Origin of the sequence: Streptomyces sp. NBC_00448, assembly GCF_036014115.1 — a bacterium.
Lineage (GTDB): Bacteria > Actinomycetota > Actinomycetes > Streptomycetales > Streptomycetaceae > Actinacidiphila.
In genome coordinates, this window is the sequence record NZ_CP107913.1 from 8,993,135 (window position 1) to 9,011,511 (window position 18,377).

General features: G+C 74.5%; 16 protein-coding genes. 5 read left to right on the forward strand and 11 right to left on the reverse strand.

Annotated features, from left to right (window positions below; genetic code table 11):
* Positions 1–259 precede the first annotated feature (259 nt).
* Entirely contained in the window at positions 260–730 is a 471-nt protein-coding gene (locus OG370_RS38625) for a hypothetical protein (protein ID WP_328472718.1), read from the forward strand.
* 78 nt (positions 731–808) lie between these two features.
* Here the strand turns inward: OG370_RS38625 and OG370_RS38630 are convergent, their stop codons facing one another.
* Positions 809–1,546, reverse strand: a complete 738-nt coding sequence (locus OG370_RS38630; RefSeq protein WP_328472720.1) for a TetR/AcrR family transcriptional regulator — start codon at positions 1,544–1,546, stop codon at positions 809–811.
* 53 nt (positions 1,547–1,599) lie between these two features.
* Between OG370_RS38630 and OG370_RS38635 the strand changes: the two genes are divergently transcribed.
* The 4 genes from OG370_RS38635 (at position 1,600) to OG370_RS38650 (ending at position 6,226) form a co-directional block, all read left to right on the forward strand.
* Positions 1,600–2,724 (forward strand): LLM class flavin-dependent oxidoreductase, encoded by a 1,125-nt coding sequence (locus tag OG370_RS38635; protein WP_328472722.1) that lies wholly within the window; start codon positions 1,600–1,602, stop codon positions 2,722–2,724.
* Positions 2,721–3,728 (forward strand): sulfurtransferase, encoded by a 1,008-nt coding sequence (locus OG370_RS38640; RefSeq protein WP_328472724.1) that lies wholly within the window; start codon positions 2,721–2,723, stop codon positions 3,726–3,728. Before OG370_RS38635 ends, OG370_RS38640 begins: the two co-directional genes overlap by 4 nt.
* A complete protein-coding gene (locus OG370_RS38645; protein WP_328472726.1) occupies positions 3,725–4,615 on the forward strand; it encodes an LLM class flavin-dependent oxidoreductase in 891 nt (296 codons plus the stop codon). The genes OG370_RS38640 and OG370_RS38645 overlap by 4 nt, the downstream gene beginning before the upstream one ends.
* Positions 4,616–4,813: 198 nt before the next feature.
* Positions 4,814–6,226: an MFS transporter gene (locus OG370_RS38650; protein WP_328472728.1), complete on the forward strand. Its 1,413-nt coding sequence runs from the start codon at positions 4,814–4,816 to the stop codon at positions 6,224–6,226.
* A 211-nt stretch (positions 6,227–6,437) separates the two neighbouring features.
* Here the strand turns inward: OG370_RS38650 and OG370_RS38655 are convergent, their stop codons facing one another.
* The 10 genes from OG370_RS38655 to OG370_RS38700 form a co-directional block, all read right to left on the reverse strand.
* Positions 6,438–8,321, reverse strand: coding sequence for an ABC transporter ATP-binding protein (locus tag OG370_RS38655; RefSeq protein ID WP_328472730.1), 1,884 nt, complete (start codon positions 8,319–8,321; stop codon positions 6,438–6,440).
* Positions 8,318–9,202 carry an ABC transporter permease gene (locus OG370_RS38660; protein WP_328472732.1) on the reverse strand — a complete coding sequence of 295 codons (885 nt, stop codon included), beginning with the start codon at positions 9,200–9,202 and terminating at the stop codon, positions 8,318–8,320. Before OG370_RS38660 ends, OG370_RS38655 begins: the two co-directional genes overlap by 4 nt.
* Positions 9,199–10,149, reverse strand: coding sequence for an ABC transporter permease (locus OG370_RS38665; protein ID WP_328472734.1), 951 nt, complete (start codon positions 10,147–10,149; stop codon positions 9,199–9,201). The genes OG370_RS38660 and OG370_RS38665 overlap by 4 nt, the downstream gene beginning before the upstream one ends.
* A 1-nt stretch (position 10,150) precedes the next feature.
* Complete coding sequence (locus OG370_RS38670; RefSeq protein ID WP_328472736.1) at positions 10,151–11,806, reverse strand: ABC transporter substrate-binding protein; 1,656 nt, start codon at positions 11,804–11,806, stop codon at positions 10,151–10,153.
* A gap of 187 nt (positions 11,807–11,993) precedes the next feature.
* On the reverse strand, positions 11,994–12,899 hold the full coding sequence (locus OG370_RS38675; RefSeq protein WP_328472738.1) for an LLM class flavin-dependent oxidoreductase: 906 nt from the start codon (positions 12,897–12,899) through the stop codon (positions 11,994–11,996).
* Between the two features lie 55 nt (positions 12,900–12,954).
* On the reverse strand, positions 12,955–13,632 hold the full coding sequence (locus OG370_RS38680; protein ID WP_328472740.1) for an antibiotic biosynthesis monooxygenase family protein: 678 nt from the start codon (positions 13,630–13,632) through the stop codon (positions 12,955–12,957).
* A 62-nt stretch (positions 13,633–13,694) separates the two neighbouring features.
* A complete protein-coding gene (locus OG370_RS38685) occupies positions 13,695–14,705 on the reverse strand; it encodes a methyltransferase (protein ID WP_328472742.1) in 1,011 nt (336 codons plus the stop codon).
* Between the two features lie 417 nt (positions 14,706–15,122).
* Positions 15,123–15,641, reverse strand: a complete 519-nt coding sequence (locus tag OG370_RS38690) for a nuclear transport factor 2 family protein (RefSeq protein ID WP_328472744.1) — start codon at positions 15,639–15,641, stop codon at positions 15,123–15,125.
* An 86-nt stretch (positions 15,642–15,727) separates the two neighbouring features.
* Positions 15,728–17,383, reverse strand: coding sequence for an FAD-dependent monooxygenase (locus OG370_RS38695; RefSeq protein ID WP_328472746.1), 1,656 nt, complete (start codon positions 17,381–17,383; stop codon positions 15,728–15,730).
* 3 nt (positions 17,384–17,386) lie between these two features.
* On the reverse strand, positions 17,387–18,328 hold the full coding sequence (locus OG370_RS38700; protein WP_328472747.1) for an aromatase/cyclase: 942 nt from the start codon (positions 18,326–18,328) through the stop codon (positions 17,387–17,389).
* Positions 18,329–18,377 lie beyond the last annotated feature (49 nt).

Sequence of the window (18,377 nt, forward strand, 5' to 3'; positions counted from 1 at the left end):
CTTCCCCGCGGCTGCGGCTCCGTTCCCGCGGCCGCGGACCTGCGTGCCGTGCGGGGGAGGGCGGCACGGCATGTTCGGGTTGGTAGTGTTCCCGGCCATGCGTGTGGGCTGCTGGAACCGAGTGATCGCCGGGTGCGCCGTACTGATCGCCGCGAGCGGGTGCGGTGGGAGCGGCGGGGGCGGTGGGTCCTCGCACTCCGCGGGCGCCCCCGCAGCGAGTTCGCCGGCGAGCCCGAGCACGACCGGCTCGTCCGCGCCTGTGGACCGCTCGCCGTCGGGGTCGCCGTCCGGCAGCACTCCGGCGGTGCCCTCGGGCGCCACCGGCTGCGCGGCGGTCGGCCTCACCCCGGCGCAGGTCAGCCGGATCAGCGGGCTGACGGTGACGTCGCGGAAGACCAAGGGCTTCGGCTGCGCCTACACCGGCAGCCTCGACGCGATGGGCCGCGGGGACACCGTCGCGATCCAGCGGCTCACGTCCTCGGCCGGCCAGGCCCGGTCGGTCTTCGGCTCCTTCGACCGGCTCGGCCGGTCCTGCCGCTGGGGTGATCGGAGCAAGACCCGCTTCAGCTGCACGAACGACGTCGGGGCGCAGACCGGTGTGTACGCCGGGGTGGTCGTGGTGACCGGCGGCGCGCACTCCTGGGAGGCGACGGTCAACACCACCGCCGCGGGGCGGCGCGACGCCGCGAACACCGGATTGGCCGCCTACCTGTCCCAGCACGGCGCCTGACCGTGGAGCGCGGCGCCTGACCGTGGATGAGCGGGGCGCGCACCCGGTGGTTCCGGGTTCGCGCCCGCACGCGTCCGTTCACGCGGTCGGGGCGCCGGCGCCGTATCCGTGCAGGAAGGCGTCGACCCCGCGGCTCACGCGGTCCTGGACCTGGGCCGGGCTCAGGGACGGGCTGCCGTAGGGGCGGATGGTGATCTCCGAGGTCACCAGGGCGATGAAGTGCACGGTGGCCCGGGCCGGTTCCGGGATGCGCAGCAGGCCGCCGTCGGCGAGCTGCTGGAGCCGGCGGCCGACCTCCCGCTGCACGCGCTGGGGTCCGGCCTGCTGCCAGGCGTCGATCACGGCCGGCGGGAAGTGCTGCACCTCGGCCTTGATCTGCCGCACCATCGCGAAGTGCTCGGGGAACTGGGTGCGCTGGCCGACGAAGGCGCGGCCGAGCGCCAGCAGATCGGTCCGCGGGTCGGTCCCGGTCACCTGCTGCTCGACCGTCGCGATGAAGGCGTCCGCGACCTGGCCGGCGCTGTCGTGGACCACGTCGGAGAAGAGCTGCTCCTTGCCCTCGAAGTGGTTGTAGATCGTGCGCGTGGACACGCCCGCCTCGGCCGCGATGGCCTCGATGCTGGTGCGGCTGTAGCCCTCCCGGCCGAAGACGGTCCGGGCGCCCTGGGTGATGGCCTGGCGCTTCCCCGCCCGCCCGCCGGTGCGGGCCGGACCGGGGCGCACCGGCGTCGCCGGGGCGGCGGGGGTGGCGTGGGCTGTCGGTGAGGTGCTCAGGGGGGCCTCCTGCGGTCGGTCGTCCGTTGCCCAATTTACCATGCACGTTGTACTTTACTTTCAGGGCTTTCCTTCACCTGGCTAAGGACCGTGCGATGGACATCGGCACTATCACTTTCGGCACCCTACTCAGCGACCCCTATACCGGGCACCGCGTCTCCCAGGCGGAACGCCTCGACGAGGTGGTCCGTGCCGCGGTGCTCGCCGAGCGGCTGGGCTTCTCCTGGTTCACGGTCGGCGAGCACCACTTCGGCGAGCGCGACGTCATATCGGCGCCGCCGGTGGTGCTGGCCGCGATAGCCGCCCGGACCTCCACGATCACTCTGGCCACCGGCACCACGCTGGTCGCCAACCGCGACCCGGTCCTGGTCGCCGAGGACTACGCCACGCTCGACCTGCTCTCCCACGGGCGGCTCCAGCTCATCGCGGGCGCCTCGTTCTTCCCCGACCCTTACACCGTCTTCGCCCAGCCCCCGGAGAGCAAGGCCGACCGCAAGCGGGAGAACCTCGAACTCCTGCTGCGCCTGTGGTCCGAGGAAGAGCCCGAGGTGACCTGGGAGGGCGCGTTCCGCCCGCCGCTGGACGCGGTGCGCGTACAGCCCCGCCTCCACCAGGACCGGCCGCCGATCTGGGTCAGCGGGGGCTCCCGCCCCGAGTCGGTGCACCTGGCGGTCGAGTCCGCGCTGCCCATGGTCTTCGGCACCACCGCCCGCCCGCCCGAGACGCACGCGCCGATGTTCCGGCTCTACCGCGAGCTGTGGGAGCGCGCCGGCCGCCCGGCGGATCAGGCCAGGACCGGCGCCGCCAGCCATGTCTTCGTCGCCGACACCACCGCCGAGGCCCGCGAGCAGTGGCGGGAGTACTACGGCAACTACTTCCGCGGCGCGAAACTGCCGGCCGGCGCCCGCCCGTTCGCCTTCGACTTCGACGACCTGGTCGGCCCGGGCTCGGCGATCTGCGGCAGCCCGGCGGAGGTGGTCGACAAGCTCGGCCGGCTGCACGACCTGTGGGGGCACGACCTCCACCTGCTGTCCATCGACATCGGCGGCATCCCGCACGGCAAGGTGGCGCGCGCGATGGAACTGGTCGCCGCCGAGGTGATCCCGCAGGTGGCCGGTCTGGGTGCGGACCGCCCCACGGGCGGCACCGTCGGCGGCCGGCCCCCGGCGCCCTCGGCGCTCGCGGCCGCGGCGGCCGAGCCGGTCGGAGGGAAGGCGTGAGCGCGATACGGGCGGACGCGGTGGCACAGCCGGTACCGCCGGTGGTCCCGGCCGCATGGGTACGCGAACGGGCCGGCGCGGCCGAGCGGGACGACACGCTGGTGCTCGCCGACGTCCGCTGGTACCTCGACGGGCGCTCCGGATACGACGCCTACCTCGGCGGGCACCTCCCCGGCGCCCTCTGGGTGGACGTCGACACCGACCTGGCCGCACCGCCCACCCCGTCCGGCGGGCGCCACCCGCTGCCCGCCCCCGAGGAGTTCGCCGCACGGCTCGGGCGGCTCGGCATCGCCGACGACAGCGTGGTGGTGGCCTACGACGACCAGGGCGGCGGGTTCGCCGCCCGCCTGGTGTGGCTGCTGCGGCGGACCGGCCGCGCCGCCGCGCTGCTCGACGGCGGCCTGGCCGGATGGCCCGGCGCGCTGGACACCGGCCCGGTGCACCGGGCGCCGGTCACGCGCCGCGTGACGCCGTGGCCGGCCGCGCTGCTGCGCGACGCGGACCAGGTCGCCCGGGCGGCGGGCGCACCGGACGCGCTGGTGCTGGACTCCCGCGCCGCCGGCCGCTACTCCGGGGCCGACGCGCACGCCGGCGAGACCCGGTCCGGCCACGTTCCCGGGGCACTCAGCGCTCCCTGGCAGGAGAACCTGGCCGCCGACGGCACCTTCCGCTCGCCGGAGGAACTGCGCCGCCGTTTCGAGGAGTTGGGCGCCGCCGACGCCGAGGAGGTGGTGTTCTCCTGCGGTTCCGGGGTCACCGCCTGCCACAACCTGCTGGCCGTCGAGCGGGCCGGCCTGCCGGACGCCGCCCTCTTCCCCGGCTCGTGGTCGGCGTGGTCGGCCGACCCGGAGCGGCCGGTGGTGGCGGGCCCGTACCCGTTCGCCACGGATGGCCCAGACGGCCCGGACGCCCCGGACCCGGCCGGTCCGCGGGCGGGCCGTGCCGATGCCGCCGACGCGTCCCGTACCGCCGACGCGTCCCGTACCGAAGGGGCAGCGCGATGAGCACCCTCACCGGACAGCACCTCGGCTTCGGCGTCGTCTCGCACTACCAGGGGCCCGACCCCGAGCACCTGGTGGCCGAGGCGCGCGACGCCGAACGGCTGGGCTTCGACCTGTTCGCGCTCAGCGACCACCTGCACGGCGACCGCGACACCTGGGAGCCGTGGACCGCGCTGAGCTTCCTGGCCGCGGCGACCGAGCGGATCACCCTGGCCACGGACGTGCTCGGGCTGCCGTACCGCGCGCCGGCCGTGCTCGCGAAGATGGCCGAGACCCTCGACCGGCTCTCGCACGGCCGGCTGGTGCTCGGGCTGGGCAACGGCGGCTACGACGCGGAGTTCGCCGCGTTCGGCCTGAGCATGCGCACCCCGGGGCAGAAGGTCGCCGCCCTCGACGAGGCGGTGCAGGTCATCAACTCGCTGTGGCAGCGGCCGACGACCACGTTCGTGGGCCGGCACTTCGCGGTGTACGACGCGCGGATCGAGCCGCGGCCGGCGCACCCCGTCCCGATCTGGCTCGGCACCTACGGCCCGCGGGCCCTGGAGGTCACCGGGCGGCTGGCGGACGGCTGGCTGCCGTCGCTGCAACGCCTGGGCCTGGCCGAGGCGGTGGGCCTGCGCGACAAGGTGCGGGCCGCGGCCCGCGCGGCCGGCCGCGACCCGGACACCCTCACCTGTGCCTGCAACGTGCAGGTGCTGCTGGAGCGCCGGCGCGGCGTCCCTGGCCACGTCCTCGCGGGCTCCTCGCAGGACGTGGCGGAACAGCTGGTCGCCGTCGTCCGGGCCGGCTTCACCTTCCCGCTGCTGTTCGGGCTGACCCACCCCGAGACCCGGGAGCGCTTCGCCACCGAGGTGATGCCCCTGGTGCGCGCCGAGTTCGTCCGCGCCTGACCCCTGACGCCTGACCACTGACCCCTGACATCCGTCACCTGACGCCCGACCCCTGACGCGTGACGTCCGCGCGCCGACATGCCGGCCCGCCGGGGGCCGAGGGGCCCGAGAGCCGGACGGGCGGAGACCCGCGACACCCACACCCAGCCGGGCAGGCCGGCCGATCCGGCCTGCCCGGACACGAAAGGAAGATCACGCATGGCACGCAAATGGTGGACGCTCGTGGCCGTCGTGGCCGGAGTGTTCATGCTCGTCCTGGACATCACCATCGTGAACGTGGCACTCCCCGACATCCGGGACGACTTCCACTCGTCGCTGTCGGATCTGCAATGGGTCATCGACGCCTACGCGTTGGCGCTGGCGGCTGGTCTGCTCACCGGCGGCTCGCTCGCGGACCTGTGGGGGCGGCGCCGGCTGTACGCGGTGGGCACCGCGGTCTTCACGATCGGCTCGCTGCTGTGCGGCCTGGCCACCGGCCCGCTGTTCCTGGCGCTGGCCCGGGCCGGCCAGGGCATAGGTGGCGCGGTGGTGTGGGCGACCTCGCTCGCACTGCTGAGCCAGGCGTTCCAGGGCCGTGAACGCGGCCTGGCGTTCGGGATCTACGGCGGGGTCCTCGGCATCGCGGTGGCGGTCGGACCGGTGCTCGGCGGCGCGCTCACCAGCGGGCTGAGCTGGCACTGGATCTTCTGGGTGAACGTGCCCATCGGCGTCGCGGTCGTCGCGATCACCCTGCTGAAGCTTGAGGAGTCCCGCAACCCGACCGCGGCCCGCCCGGACTGGACCGGCTTCGTCCTCTTCAGCGCCGGGCTCTCGCTCCTGCTCTACGGCCTGATCAACGCCGCCGACGGCTGGTCGCAGGCGAAGGTGTGGGGGACGCTGGTCGGTGCCGCGGTACTGCTGGCCGCCTTCCTGCTGCTGGAGCGGCGGGCCGCGCACCCGATGCTGGACCTGTCGCTGTTCCGCAAGCCCACCTTCAACGGCGGGCTGGTGGCCGCGTTCGGGCTCAACGCCTCGATCTACGCGCTCATCACCTACCTGGTGCTCTACCTCCAGCAGGACCTGCACTTCAGCCCCGCCCAGGCGGGCCTGCGGCTGCTCGCGCTGACCGGGGCGATGTTCGTGGCGTCCACGACCGCCGGTCGGCTCAGCTCCGCGGTCCCGGTACGGCTGATGATCAGCGTCGGCTTCGTGCTCATCGCCGTCGGCATCGCGCTGATGACCGGGGTGAAGGACTCCTCGACGTGGACGCACCTGCTGGCGGGGATGATCGTCTCCGGCGCGGGCGCGGGCATGGTCACCGTGCCGCTGGCCTCCACGGCCGTCGGTGTGGTCGCCCCGGCCCAGGCGGGTGTGGCGTCGGGGGTGAACGCCACCGCCCGGCAGGTCGGGCTGGCCACCGCGATCGCGGTGCTCGGCACCGTGTTCACCACCCGCAGCGAGCACCACGGCTTCGCCAGCGGGCTCAACCTGATCCTGTGGATCGGCGCGGTCGTGGCGCTGGTGTCGGCGGTGCTCAGCGCCCTGCTGATCCGGCAGAAGGACTTCGTGCCGCCGCCCGTCCGCCCGGCCCCGGCCGACACCGCCGCACAGCCCGAGGCCGCCGGGGCCTGACGACACCGCGACCGGGAGCGGAACCGGCGCCCGACCGGCGCGCGTACGGCGTGCGTACGGCGTCCACCTGGCGTCCCGGGCGGCTCCCGAGTGGCGGCTGACAGCGCAAAGGGCCCTGGGGCCACGGATGTTCCCGTGGACCCAGGGCCCTTGAGGTGTGCGGTCGAAGCCGAAGGCGCGGCCTCGGCCGCTGCCGTGTCCTCGCCCGGGGTCAGACGGAACCGGCGGGCCGGGACGCCGCGGTCGCCGGTGGTTCGGCGTCAGCCGGTGACGCGGCGGCGGGCGCCGCTGCCGCCAGCAGCGTGCGGGTGTAGGCGTGCGAGGGCGCGGCGAAGACGGCGTCCACCGGCCCGCTCTCCACCACCTGCCCGTCCTTCATCACCACGACCCGGTCGCTGACGTGATGGACCACGCCGAGGTCGTGCGAGATGAACAGCAGCGCCACCCCGAGGTCGTGCTGGATGTCGGCGAGCAGATCGAGGATCTGCGCCTGCACCGACACGTCGAGTGCCGAGACCGGCTCGTCGCAGACCACCACGTCGGGCGCGGTGGCCAGCGCGCGGGCGATGGCCACGCGCTGGCGCTGCCCGCCGGACAGTTCGGCGGGGCGGCGTTGCAGCACCGCGGCGGGCAGCCCCACCCGGTCCAGCAACTCCGCGGCCTGCGTGCGGCGTTCGGCGCGGCCGCGCACCCCGGCCCGGGCCACGGCCTCGCCGACCACCCGCTCCACGCTGTAGCGGGGGTCGAACGAGCCCAGCGGGTCCTGCTGCACCGCCTGGATACGGGGACGCGCGGCGCGGCGCTCCCGCTCCGGCACCCCGCTCCACGGCCGCCCGTCGAACCGCACCTGCCCGGTGTCGGGCGGCAGCAGGCCGAGGATGATCCTCGCGACGGTGGTCTTGCCCGAGCCGGACTCGCCGACCACGCCGACCGCCTCGCCCGCGCCCAGGCGGAGCGAGACCTCGCGCACCGCGTGGTGCACCGAGCCGTCCGGGCCGCGGAAGCCCTTCGACACCGCGTCGACCTCCAGCAGCGGCGCCCGCTCCGCGAGGTCCTCCGCGCGCCCGGCCGCGCCCGGCGGCCTGCGGTCGCGCACCGCGCTTCGCGCCACGGCCGGCGCCCGCACCGGCGCGCGTACCGGTGTTCGCTCCGACTCCGGCCCGTCCAGCGGGTGGTGGCAGACCGCGGTGTCCGCGCCGGAGACGACCGGCAGCAGGGTGCGGCAGGTCTCGTCGGCGGCCGCGCACCGGTGGGCGTAGGGGCAGCCGTCCGGGCCGGCGTGCGGTCTCGGCGCCGCGGGCACCGAGAGCCGGGTGCCCTTGGCGTGCAGGGCCGGCACCGCGTCCAGCAGCGCCCGGGTGTACGGATGGCGCGGCCGTTCCAGCACCCGCCGGCCGGTGCCCGTCTCGACGATCCGCCCGCCGTACATCACCGCCACCCGGTCGGCGAGCCGGGCCACCACGGACAGGTCGTGACTGATCAGCAGCAGCGCCGTGCCCTCGCGGCGCAGCCGGTCGAGCAGGTCGAGGATCTGTGCCTGCACGGACACGTCGAGGGCGGTGGTGGGCTCGTCGGCGATGAGCAGGTCGGGGCCCGCGGCGATGGCCGAGGCGATCAGGGCGCGCTGCCGCAGCCCGCCGGAGAGCTGGTGGGGGTACTGCGCGGCGCGGCGCCCGGGTTCGGGCACGCCGACATCGGCGAGGAGTTCCTGCACCCGCTCGGCGCGGTCCTGGCGGGCCGCCACGCCGTGCACGCGCAGCGGCTCCGCGATCTCGGCGCCGACGGTGCGCAGCGGGTCGAGCGAGGACAGGGCGTCCTGGAGGACCAGGCCGACCCGGCGCCCGCGCAGCCGCCGCCACTGCGGCTCGCGCAGCCGGGTGAGGTCGTGGCCGTCGAACGACAGCGTCCCGGCGCGTACTCGCGCACCCTCTCCCGCGAGCCCGACCAGGGCGCGGGCGGTGACGCTCTTGCCGGAGCCGGACTCGCCCACCACGGCGAGGCATTCGCCGGCGTCGAGGGTGAAGGAGACCTCCCGTACGGCGCGCAGCGCGCCGAAGGACACGTCGAGGCCGTCGACGGTGAGCAGGGGCGTCATCGGCCGGTCCTCCGGGTGAAGCGGGCCTGGGCCTGGCGGCCCACGATGTTGACCACCAGCGCGGTCGCGGTGATGGCGGCGCCGGGGAAGATGCCCAGCCACCAGGCGGTCTGCAGGAAGTCGCGGCCCTGGTCGAGCATCGCCCCCCACTCCGCGGTGGGCGGCTGCGGTCCCAGGCCCAGGAAGCTCAGCCCGGAGGCGGCGATGAGCGAGGAGCCGAAGCCGACGGTGGCCAGGACCAGCAGCGGGCCGAGCGCGTTGGGCACGACATGCCGCCACACCAGGACCGGCCGGGACAGGCCCAGGGTGGTGGCGGCCTCGACGTAGCCGGAGCGGCGCACGACCAGGGTCTCGGCGCGGACGATCCGGGCGTAACCGGGGGCGAACGCGGCCGCGATGGCGATCGCGACGTTCACGGTGCCGCTGCCGAGGACGGCGACCGCCAGCAGGGCGAGCAGGATCGGCGGAAGGGCGAGCAGCACGTCGGCGACCCGCATGAGGACCTGGTCGGCCACCCGCCCGCCGAGCCCGGCGGCAAGGCCGAGGGCGGCGCCGGCCAGCACGGACAGCGCGGTGGCGCCCGCGCCGAGCAGCAGGGACAGCCGGGTGCCGTAGACGACCCGGGTGTAGAGGTCGCGGCCGAGTTGGTCGGTGCCGAACCAGTGGCCGGAGCCGGGCGGCCGCAGCGCCTGGAGCGGGTCGGTGGTGTCGGGCGCGTTCCCGGTGAACAGGCCGGGCGCCGCGGCGGCCACCACCAGCAGGGCGAGGAAGAGCACGGCCGCGCCGAGCAGCAGGGTACGGGGGCGCGGTCGGCGCCCGGCGCGGGCCGCGGGCGCGGCCGGCGGATGCGGAGCGGACTCCAGGGTGGGGAGCACGGTCACGGTGTCACCTGGTCCGTCCTGAGGCGGGGGTCGATGACCAGGTAGAGCAGGTCCACCAGGGTCGAGAGCACGACGAACACCAGGGCGGACAGCAGCACCAGACCGATCGCCAGGGGCATGTCCTTGTTGGTGGTCGCCTGGAGGATGAGGGCGCCGATGCCGGGCCGGCCGAACACCGTCTCGACCAGCACCGCGCCGCCCAGCAGCGAACCGGCCAGCCAGCCGGTCAGGGTGATCAGCGGCAGCGCCGCGTGCCGCAGCGCGTGGCGCAGCCGCACCGCGGTGGTGCTCAGCCCCCGGGAGCGCGCGGTCACCGCGAACGGCTCGTGCAGCGCGGTCTCCAGCCCCTCGCGCAGCACCTGGGCCAGCACGCCGGTCATGGGCAGCGCCAGGGTCAGCGCGGGCAGCACCAGCGCGGTGCCGTTCTGCGCGCCGGCCACCGGGAACAGCTGCCAGTGGAAGGAGAACACGGTGAGCAGCAGGATGCCGGTCCAGTACGACGGGCTGGAGACGGTGAGCAGTTCCAGCAGTGACGCGGCGCCGCGCAGCACCGGGCGCCGTCCGGCGGTGGCGGTGGCGCTGAGCACGGCCAGCAGCAGGGCCACCGCCAGCGCGGCCAGGGCCAGTTGCGCGGTGGGGGCGAGCTGGCCGCTGATGAGCGAGCTGACCGGCCGCTGCACCTGGTAGGACTCCCCGAGGTCCCCGCGCAGCAGGTGGCTCAGGTAGTGCAGGTACTGCTGCCACACCGGTTCGCCCAGGCCGTACTGGGCGCGGATGCGGTCGCGGACCTCCGGCGAGGCGGAGCTGAACGGGCCGAGCATGGTGGTCACCGGGTCACCGGGGATGAGTTGCAGGGCGGCGAACGCGACCGTGGCGGCGCCCAGGAGCACCGCCACGGCCGCCGCCACCCGCCGGGCGACCGCCCGGAGCAGGTGTGTCGCCTTCACGTCACTTCCCGAGCCAGGCGTCGTGGAACTCCAGCCAGGTGTTGGCGTCGGCGGCGATGCCGTGCACGTGGCTGGAGGCGCCGTACACCGAGGAGACGACGTACATCGGCACCACCAGGGAGAGGTCGACGGCGCGCTTCTGGACCTGGGTGTAGTACCTGGCCCGGCCGGCCGGGTCGAGGGTGGTCTGGCCCTGCTCGGTCCACCTGTCGAGGTCGGCGTCCTTGATGAAGGTGCCGTTGGCGCCGCCCTTCGCGGGGGTCTCGGCGCTGTTGAAGTACAGCCGCAGCACGTCCGGGTCGGCCCGGGACCAGCTGTAGTCGGAGATGTCGTCCTTGCCGCCGAAGAGCTGCTTGACGAAGGTGCCGACGTCCTGCCGGGGCCGCTCCACCTGGATGCCGAGCTTCTTCAGGTCGGCCTGCACGGCCTGGCCGAGGATGTCGTGCTGCTGGCTGACGAGGTTCTGCGGCATCAGCGGCCAGACCAGGGACAGCCGCTTGCCGTTCTTGGTGCGGTAGCCCGCGGAGTCCCGCGTGCTCCAGCCGGCCTGGTCCAGCAGCTTCGCCGCCAGCGTCGGGTCGTACGGCCAGGTGCCGGTCAGCGAGGAGTCGTAGCCGAGGGTCGCCGGGGACAGCGGGCTCCAGGCGCGCTGGTAGGCGCCGAAGTACACGCTCTTGACGTCGGCGTCGACGTTGATGCCGCGCTGCACCGCCTGGCGGACGCGCTGGTCGGTGAAGGGTCCGCGGGAGGCGTTGAGGACCAGGTTGTACACGCCGCCGGGCGCCTGCTTGGAGATCACGGTGAGGCCGGCGCCGGGGGTGAGGGTCTTGACGTCGGTCGGCGGGATGGACTTGGCGACCTGGACCTGTCCGCTGCGCAGCGCTCCGACCCGGACCGAGTCCTGGCTGAGGAAGCGGTAGGTGAGCTTGTCGAGGTAGGCGGGGCCCTGGTGGGCGTCGGTGGACGGCGCCCACCGGTACTTGGGGTTCCGGGTCAGCACGGCGCTCTGGCCCTTGGTGTAGGAGGAGAACACGAACGGGCCGGTGCCCACGTCGGCGGGGCCGCCGGCGCCGAGCTTGGAGCCGTACTTGGCGATCGCGGCCGGCGAGTAGAAGCCGAGGTAGGGGGTGCTGGCCGCCTGCAGGAAGGGGGCGAACGCCTTGGAGAAGGTGACCTGGACGGTGTAGGGGTCGACGACCTTCGTCCCGGTGTAGGGGCCGAGCAGCCCGGCGGCGTACTGCGACTTGGTCGCCGGGTCCACGATCCGGTCGAAGTTGGCCTTGACCGCCTGGGCGTCGAACGGGGTGCCGTCGGTGAAGGTGACGTCCTTGCGCAGGTGGAAGGTGTAGGTGCGCAGGTCCTTGGCGACCGTCCAGGACGAGGCGAGCCAGGCGTGGAACTGCCCCTTGTCGTCCTGGTGGACGAGGGAGTCGAAGACGTTGCGCTGGATGGAGCCGGTGATGTCCTGCTGGCTGACGTCGATGTCCCAGGAGACCGGTTCGGTGTCCACCGCGTAGGTGAGGGAACCGCCGGAGACGGGTTTGCCGGCGGAGGAGGTGCTGCCGCCCGACCCCGAACCGGAGCCGCAGGCCGCGGCGAGGAGTACGGCGGCGGTGGCGACGGCGAGCGGGACGGGTCTGCGGCTGAGGCGGGACATGCGGGTCTCCCGGAGGTACCTGGTGGTGGCATGGCGGCGGCCGGACCGCGTGGCGCGGCCCGGCCGTCAGGGTGTGTCGGTGGTGCGGTGGTGCGGTGGTGCGGTGGTGCGGTCCGTGCCGGTCGTACGGGTGGTTGCCCTACGGCGGCGGGTGGCAGGTGGCGGGGTGGTTTGGGCGTCGGGGCGGTCAGCCCTTGGCGACGTTCTCGCGGACGGCCGGCACGACCTCCTCGGCCCACCGCCCGAGGGCGGTGTCGAGGGGGGCGTCGCCGGTGGGGAAGAGGATGAAGCCGGCGGCGCCGTGTTCCAGGACGGCGCCGGTGAGTTCGTCCGTCCACTGCCGCACCGAGCCGCCGACCCAGCGGCCGCTGTTGTCGCGGGTCCGGGCCAGGGGCGCCTCGGTGATCTGCCCCGGCAGGTTGAAGACGGTGGCGACGGCGGACGGATCGCGCCCGGCCTGCTCGGCGGCCCGGTCGACCAGCGGCCGGGAGGCGCGGTACCGCTCGCTCACCCAGTCCGAGGCGTGGCCGGGTATCCAGCCGTCGGCGAGCCGGCCGGTCACGGCGAGCGACCGCTCGCCGAGCGAGCCGGTCCAGATCAGCGGCGCGGGCACGTCGGCCGGCTCGATCCCGTGGATCTCGTTGAACTCGCCGAGGAAGGTGACCGGTTCGCCCCCGCCGGACAGGGCGCGCACCAGCGTGATCGCCTCCTCCAGCGCGCGCACCGCCTGGCCGGGGCCGAGCCGGGGCCGGCCGAACCGCTCGATGTCGTCCCACAGCCCGCCGGCGCCGATTCCGAGCACGATCCGGCCCCCGGACAGGGCCGACAGGGAGGTGAGCGCGCGGGCGAGGACCGGCGCGGGCCGGCTGGGCAGGTTGGTCACGTTCGCCAGTCCGGCGATGCCCGAGGTGGCACCGAGGACGAAGCCCAACGTGGAGTACGCGTCCAGCCGGTGCCCGTAGTACGGATGGTCCGAGGTGGAGAAGAGGTCGAGGCCGGCCCGGTCGGCCTGCACGCCGAGCCGGACGATCTCGGCCGCCCGGGCGGTCTCGGTCCCCGGGGCGAATCCGAACAACGTGGTGTGCTGCGGCATCGGTGCGTTCTCCTCGTTCGTGGACGGGTGGTGCGGTGCTGCGGTGGCGCCCGGGTCAGCCGGCCGCCGACCGGTCGTGCACGACGGTGTACGTGTTGGCGTCGCGTGCGGTGATCAGCGAGCGGGCGTGCTCCCGGCCCCGCCGGACGCTGACCGGGCGGTCCTCCTCCGGCAGCCGGTGGAAGGCGTCGTACGCCTCCTTGCTCTCCCACTGGGCGTAGTTGACGACGGTGGTGCCGTCGAGGCCGCGCAGGATGGTGTGGGAGCGGTGCCCGGGCCGGGTACGGACCCACTCCTCCGGCTGGGCGAGGGTGTCGACCAGGTCCTTCTGGTTCTGCGGGTCGACGTCGAAGACGATGATCACCGTGTAGTCGTCGCGGCGGGTGGAGAACTCCACCTGCTCCAGGTCCGGGTGCAGCTGCGAGGCGACCACCTCGGTCTGCAACAGGCGGATGGAGGTGGCGAGTTCGTTGAAGAGCGGCACGGTGTGGTGCTTGAACCCCTCGCCGGCGTAGCGGGCCTGGAGGTCTTCGAGGCTGCGCCACTGGATGACGTTGGCGGTGCCGCGCTCGTCCCGGCCGGCGTGGAGGGTCGAGGAGATCCACCCGGGGTAGTCGGCGTGGTCGATGATGTCCCGCATCGCGTCGAGCAGCCGGTCCTGGCCCTGCTCGGTCTCGGTGCGGAAGAGGTTGAACACGGTCAGATAGCCGTCGTCGGGCGAGAGCAAAGGCATGGTGTCTCCGTGGGGTCGGGGCGCGGTCGGGCGCGGGAACGGGCTCCGGGGCGGGCCCGCGGTCAGGCGGGAACGGCCTCGACCACGCTGCAGTGGCCGCCGGGGACGACCCGGGTCAGCCGCAGTCCGGCGCGGGCCAGCAGGGCGGCGAACTCCGCCTCGGTGCGCTGGCGTCCGCCGCACAGCACGAGCATGTCCAGGTCCATCAGCTTCACGTTCAGCGCCGGACGGTCGGTCGGCAGCACCGCCTCGACCAGCAGCACCCGCCCGTGCGCGGGCAGCACCGCGCGCACGTGCGACAGGATGCGGACCGACGGCTCGTCGTCCCAGTCGTGGATGATGTTGGAGAGCAGATAGGCGTCGCCGCCGGCGGGCACGGAGTCGAAGAAGTCGCCGCCTTCGGTCGTGCTGCGCTCGGTGACACCGGCCTCCTTCAGCACCGGCCCGGACTCGGCGACGACCTCCGGCTGGTCGTACAGCACCCCGCGCAGGTCGGGGTTGGCCGCCAGGATCGCCGAGAGCAGGGCGCCGCGCCCGCCGCCGACGTCGACGAGCGTGCGCAGGCCGCCGAAGTCGTAGGCCGCGACGATCGATCCGATGATCTGCCGGGACGTCTGCGTCATGGCCCGGTCGAACACGCCCAGCACGTCGGGGTGTTCACGGATGTGGTCCCACACCGGCACGCCGTGCACGCCCTCGAAGGCGGGTGCGCCGGTGCGGACGCTGCGGGCCAGTTGGGTCCAGGTGTGGCGCTCGGCGGGCAGGCCGGTCCAGATGGCGAAGTCGCGCAGGGAGACCGGTGAGTCGCCGCGCAGCGCGTCGCCGAGTTCGGTGAGCGCGAAGACCCGGTCCGGTCGCTCCTCGAACAGCTCGATGTCGGCGCAGGCGCGCAGCAGCCGGTAGAGCGTGGGGGCGTGGGCGTCGATGTCCACGGCGATCTGCTCGACGGTACGGGGGCCGGCGGCCAGCGCGTCGGCGACTCCGAGCTCGGCGGCGGCGCTGACGACCTGGGACATCCAGCCGGCGGTCGCCAGTTGGAGTATCCGGACGGGGGGTGGAAGCGGAGCGGACATGGCGAAGCTGCCTCCAAGATGGGGTTGCCGATCCACCGGCGCACCGCCCCACCGGCGCGCTGTCGGCGCGCGGGGCGGATGGCGGCGCTCCGCGTCCCGAACCGTCCGCGCCTGCGGCGTTCGCGCGAGAGCGCACGACGAGGAGACGCGGGGGCACCGGGCGGGGTGGACTGCGGCAAGGTGCGGAGTGGGAGATTCCGGGATTCCGAGAGGCGCTGCTCGGCAGGTCGTCGACGAACCGTCGTTTTCCGGGCAGGGCGAAGCCGCCTGGAAAGCGTGACACATGCCGAAGCGGAGCGTCAACACGCGCCGTCGACAGGCGACATGGATCGGTCCGGCGAGGCCCGGCAGCGCGTGGGAGCGAGGTGACGACGGAGGCGGGAGGGCCCCGTGCGACCGCCGCGGCGGAGGCGGCGCTCACTGCCGGCCCGCGCCCGACGGCAGGTCGCCGCGGCTCCACACCAGGTGGATCGCCAAGGCGCGCAACCGCCAGCCGTCCGCGGTGCGGACCGCCTCCGCCTCGATCCGGCTGCCGGTCCGCAGGTCGGCCCGGCCCGACAGCGGCGGGTGCACATGGGTCACCAGGAGCTTGGCGGACACCTCGGCCCTGTCGCCGAGGAGCTCCACCACGTGGTTGGTGCTGGCGTGGTGGGTGCGTGCCCAGTTCCGCTTGGCGGCGTGCTGGAACTCCGCCAGGCCGGCCAGCCCGCGGTGACCGCCCACGGGGAACCGCAGGTCCAGGTCTTCGGTGAACAGCGAGCGGTAGAAGGAGTCGTCGCGCGGCGGGTCCGGGCGGCTGTCGAAGTCCAGCAGGTAGCGGTCGAGGAGACCGCCGATCTCGGCGCGGTCGAGCAGGTCCGCGAGGCCGGCGGCGTCCTCGTGCGCGGGCGGGCCGGGGGCGGCGGTGCGGGTGGTGGCGCGGAGGGGACGGGTCATGGCGGTACCGCCTCTTCGGTAGCGGGCCGGCGGGCCGACGGGTCGACGGGTTGGCGGGCCGGGGTTCAACGGGTCGGCGGGCCGGTTCAGCGGGAGGTGCGGGCCGGCGGGCCGAACCAGCGGCGCAGGGCTCTCCGCGCGCCGGCCAGCGCCCGGGCCGGCGTGGCGTCGGGGCCGGTCGCCCAGGCCACGTGGCCGTCCGGGCGGACCAGCGCGGCTCCGACGTCGTCCAGCCGGACCGCCCCGGGCCCTGACGTCTGCGCGCGGACGTGCCGTACCCGCGGGAGCCAGGGCGCGACGGCGCGGGCCAGCCGCTCCCCGTGCGCGGCGTCGCCGGTGAGGTCCAGCAGCAGGCCGCGCCCGTCGCGCAGGAGCGCGGCGCTGTGGGTGACCGTTCGCCACGGGGCCGTGCCCCCGCCCGTGCCCGTATCCTCGCCGGTGCGCTCGGACGTGTGCAGGGGGACGTGCGGCAGCAGCGCGCCGGTCAGCCGGTGGCCGCCGCCCAGGTCGTAGCGCGTGTCGAGGCCGCTGACCGCGCCCGCGAGGTGCCGGCGGGCCGGGGCCAGCGCGATCAGCTCCTCGAACACCGCCCGCACCGGGCCCACTTCGGGGCCGCCGAGCAGCAGCAGTGCCTGCGCGGTGATCGAGGTGAGCACCTGCTGCCCGGCCGGGTGCCGCTCGGCGTGGTAGGTGTCCAGGAGCGCGTCGGCGAACGTGCCCGGCCCGGCGGCCTCGGCCCGGACGGCCGACGCGAGTTTCCAGCCGAGGTTGAAGGCGTCCTGGAGGCCGAGGTTGAGTGCCTGCCCGCCGACCGGGAGCTGCCGGTGGGCAGCGTCGCCGGCGAACAGCACGCGTCCGTGCCGGTAGCGGGTGAGCTGGCGGACGGAGTCGTCGAAGGACCCGGACCACAGCGGGGTGCCGTGGCCGATCTCCTCCCCGGTGACCCGCTTCCAGACGTCGGCGACGGTCGCGAAGTCCGTGGCGCGGCTGGGGGAGGGCTGCGTGCCGAACTCGTGGACCATCACCCGCGTCACCCCGTCGCCGCGCCGGGCGGCGATGGCCAGTCCGCGATCCAGCCGCTCGAAGCGGCGGTCGGGGATGTCGAGGCCGGCGACGTCGGCCCGCAGCAGTTCGCGTTCGGCGGGCCGGCCGGGGAAGTCCGCCCCGAGCAGGCCGCGCAGCCCGCTGTCCTGCCCGTCGCAGGCGACGGCGTAGCGGGCCCGTATCCGCGTGTCGGTGCCGTCCGGGGTCCGGGCGAGCAACGCGACGTGGTCGGGGCCGGGTTCGACGGCGTGCACGTCGTGGCCGCGCAGCACCCGCACGCCCAGGTCCGCGGCCAGGGAAGCCAGCAGCTTCTCGGTCACGGTCTGCGGCGCCTTCCACTGGCCGGGGTGGGGGCCCGGCACGGTGAGGTCCAGCGGGATGCCGCCGAAGTGGCCGCGCGGGTCCTGGGGGAGGACGCCGAACCGGGTCAGCAGGTCCCGGCTGTCGAGGAGTTCCATGGTGCGCGCGTGCAGGGTGGAGGCGCGGGACTCGGTGGTGGGTTCCGCCAGCCGCTCCAGTACGAGCACGTCGGCGCCGCCCAGCCGCAGTTCGTCGGCGAGCAGCAGCCCGACGGGGCCGGCGCCGATGACGACGACGTCGGCGTCGAGGCCGGGGGCACCGTTCGTGGGGGCGCCGGTCGTGGCGGTGTCGGTCGCGGGGGTGCGCTTCGGGGAGGTGGTGCCGTTCACGGTGGTCATCGTTCAGCGCCTGCTTTCCGCGTAGTCCCGGCCGAGGCCGAGCGTTGCCAGGCTGTTGGCGCTCAGCGCCCCGCGGACGTACTCGCGGGCGGACGCCACGTCCGCCTCGGGACCCAGGACGCCGCGGATCGCCCCGGGGTCCAGGACGACCGTGTGCCGCGACGCCGCCGTGACCCGGCGGCCGGTGTCCGTGAACGTCCACAGGCCGGTGTGCAGCGACAGCAGCGCCGGCAGCGTGACCTGCTTGTAGGCGATCCGGTGCGGGGGCAGGCAGACCCGGTGGGACGCGGTGGTGTGGGTGCTGCCGTCCTTCGCGCGGGTGTCCATCTCCAGCGTCTGAAGGCCGGGGGTGTGCTCGGTGAGCCGGACCCGGGCGACGTGCGGCAGCCGGTGCTCCCACCGGTCGGCCTCGTTGACGAAGTCGTAGACGTCCTTCACCGAGCCGTCGATCCGCACCACGTCCTCGAAGGTGAACGTCAACTCCTCGGCGCCGTGGGCGCGTTCGACGTTCTCGCGCAGCGCGGCCAGCTCGGTGCGGGAGTTGCGGTCCACCGCGCGGTCGATCCACTCCAGCCCCTGCGGGCTGTCGTCCACGGCGCGGTAGTCGTGCAGCAGCCGGACCCGGGAGCCCTCGCCCGCCTCCTCGACGATCCACGTGCCGCTCATGCGCGCGACCGGCGGGGCGGAGACCTCCTGGCGGAAGTCGATCCGGCGGGCGTCCGGGTCCAGCGAGCGGTGCGACGTCCAGCTCTTCGCCTCGCCGTTGGCGGTGGCCCAGATACGGATGCGCTCCTGGTCGCCGGAGCGCTCCAGGTGGTCGACGTAGATGGTGGGCGGGAAGATCAGCGGCCAGTTCTCGACATCGGCGAGCAACTGGTAGACGGCGGCCGCCGGGGCCGCGACGGTGACGGTGTGCTCGGTCTCGTGTGTGCCGCTCGGCGGCATGGGAACCTCCGTGAGGGGTCGGGTGGCCCGGGTACGGGGCGGGTACGGG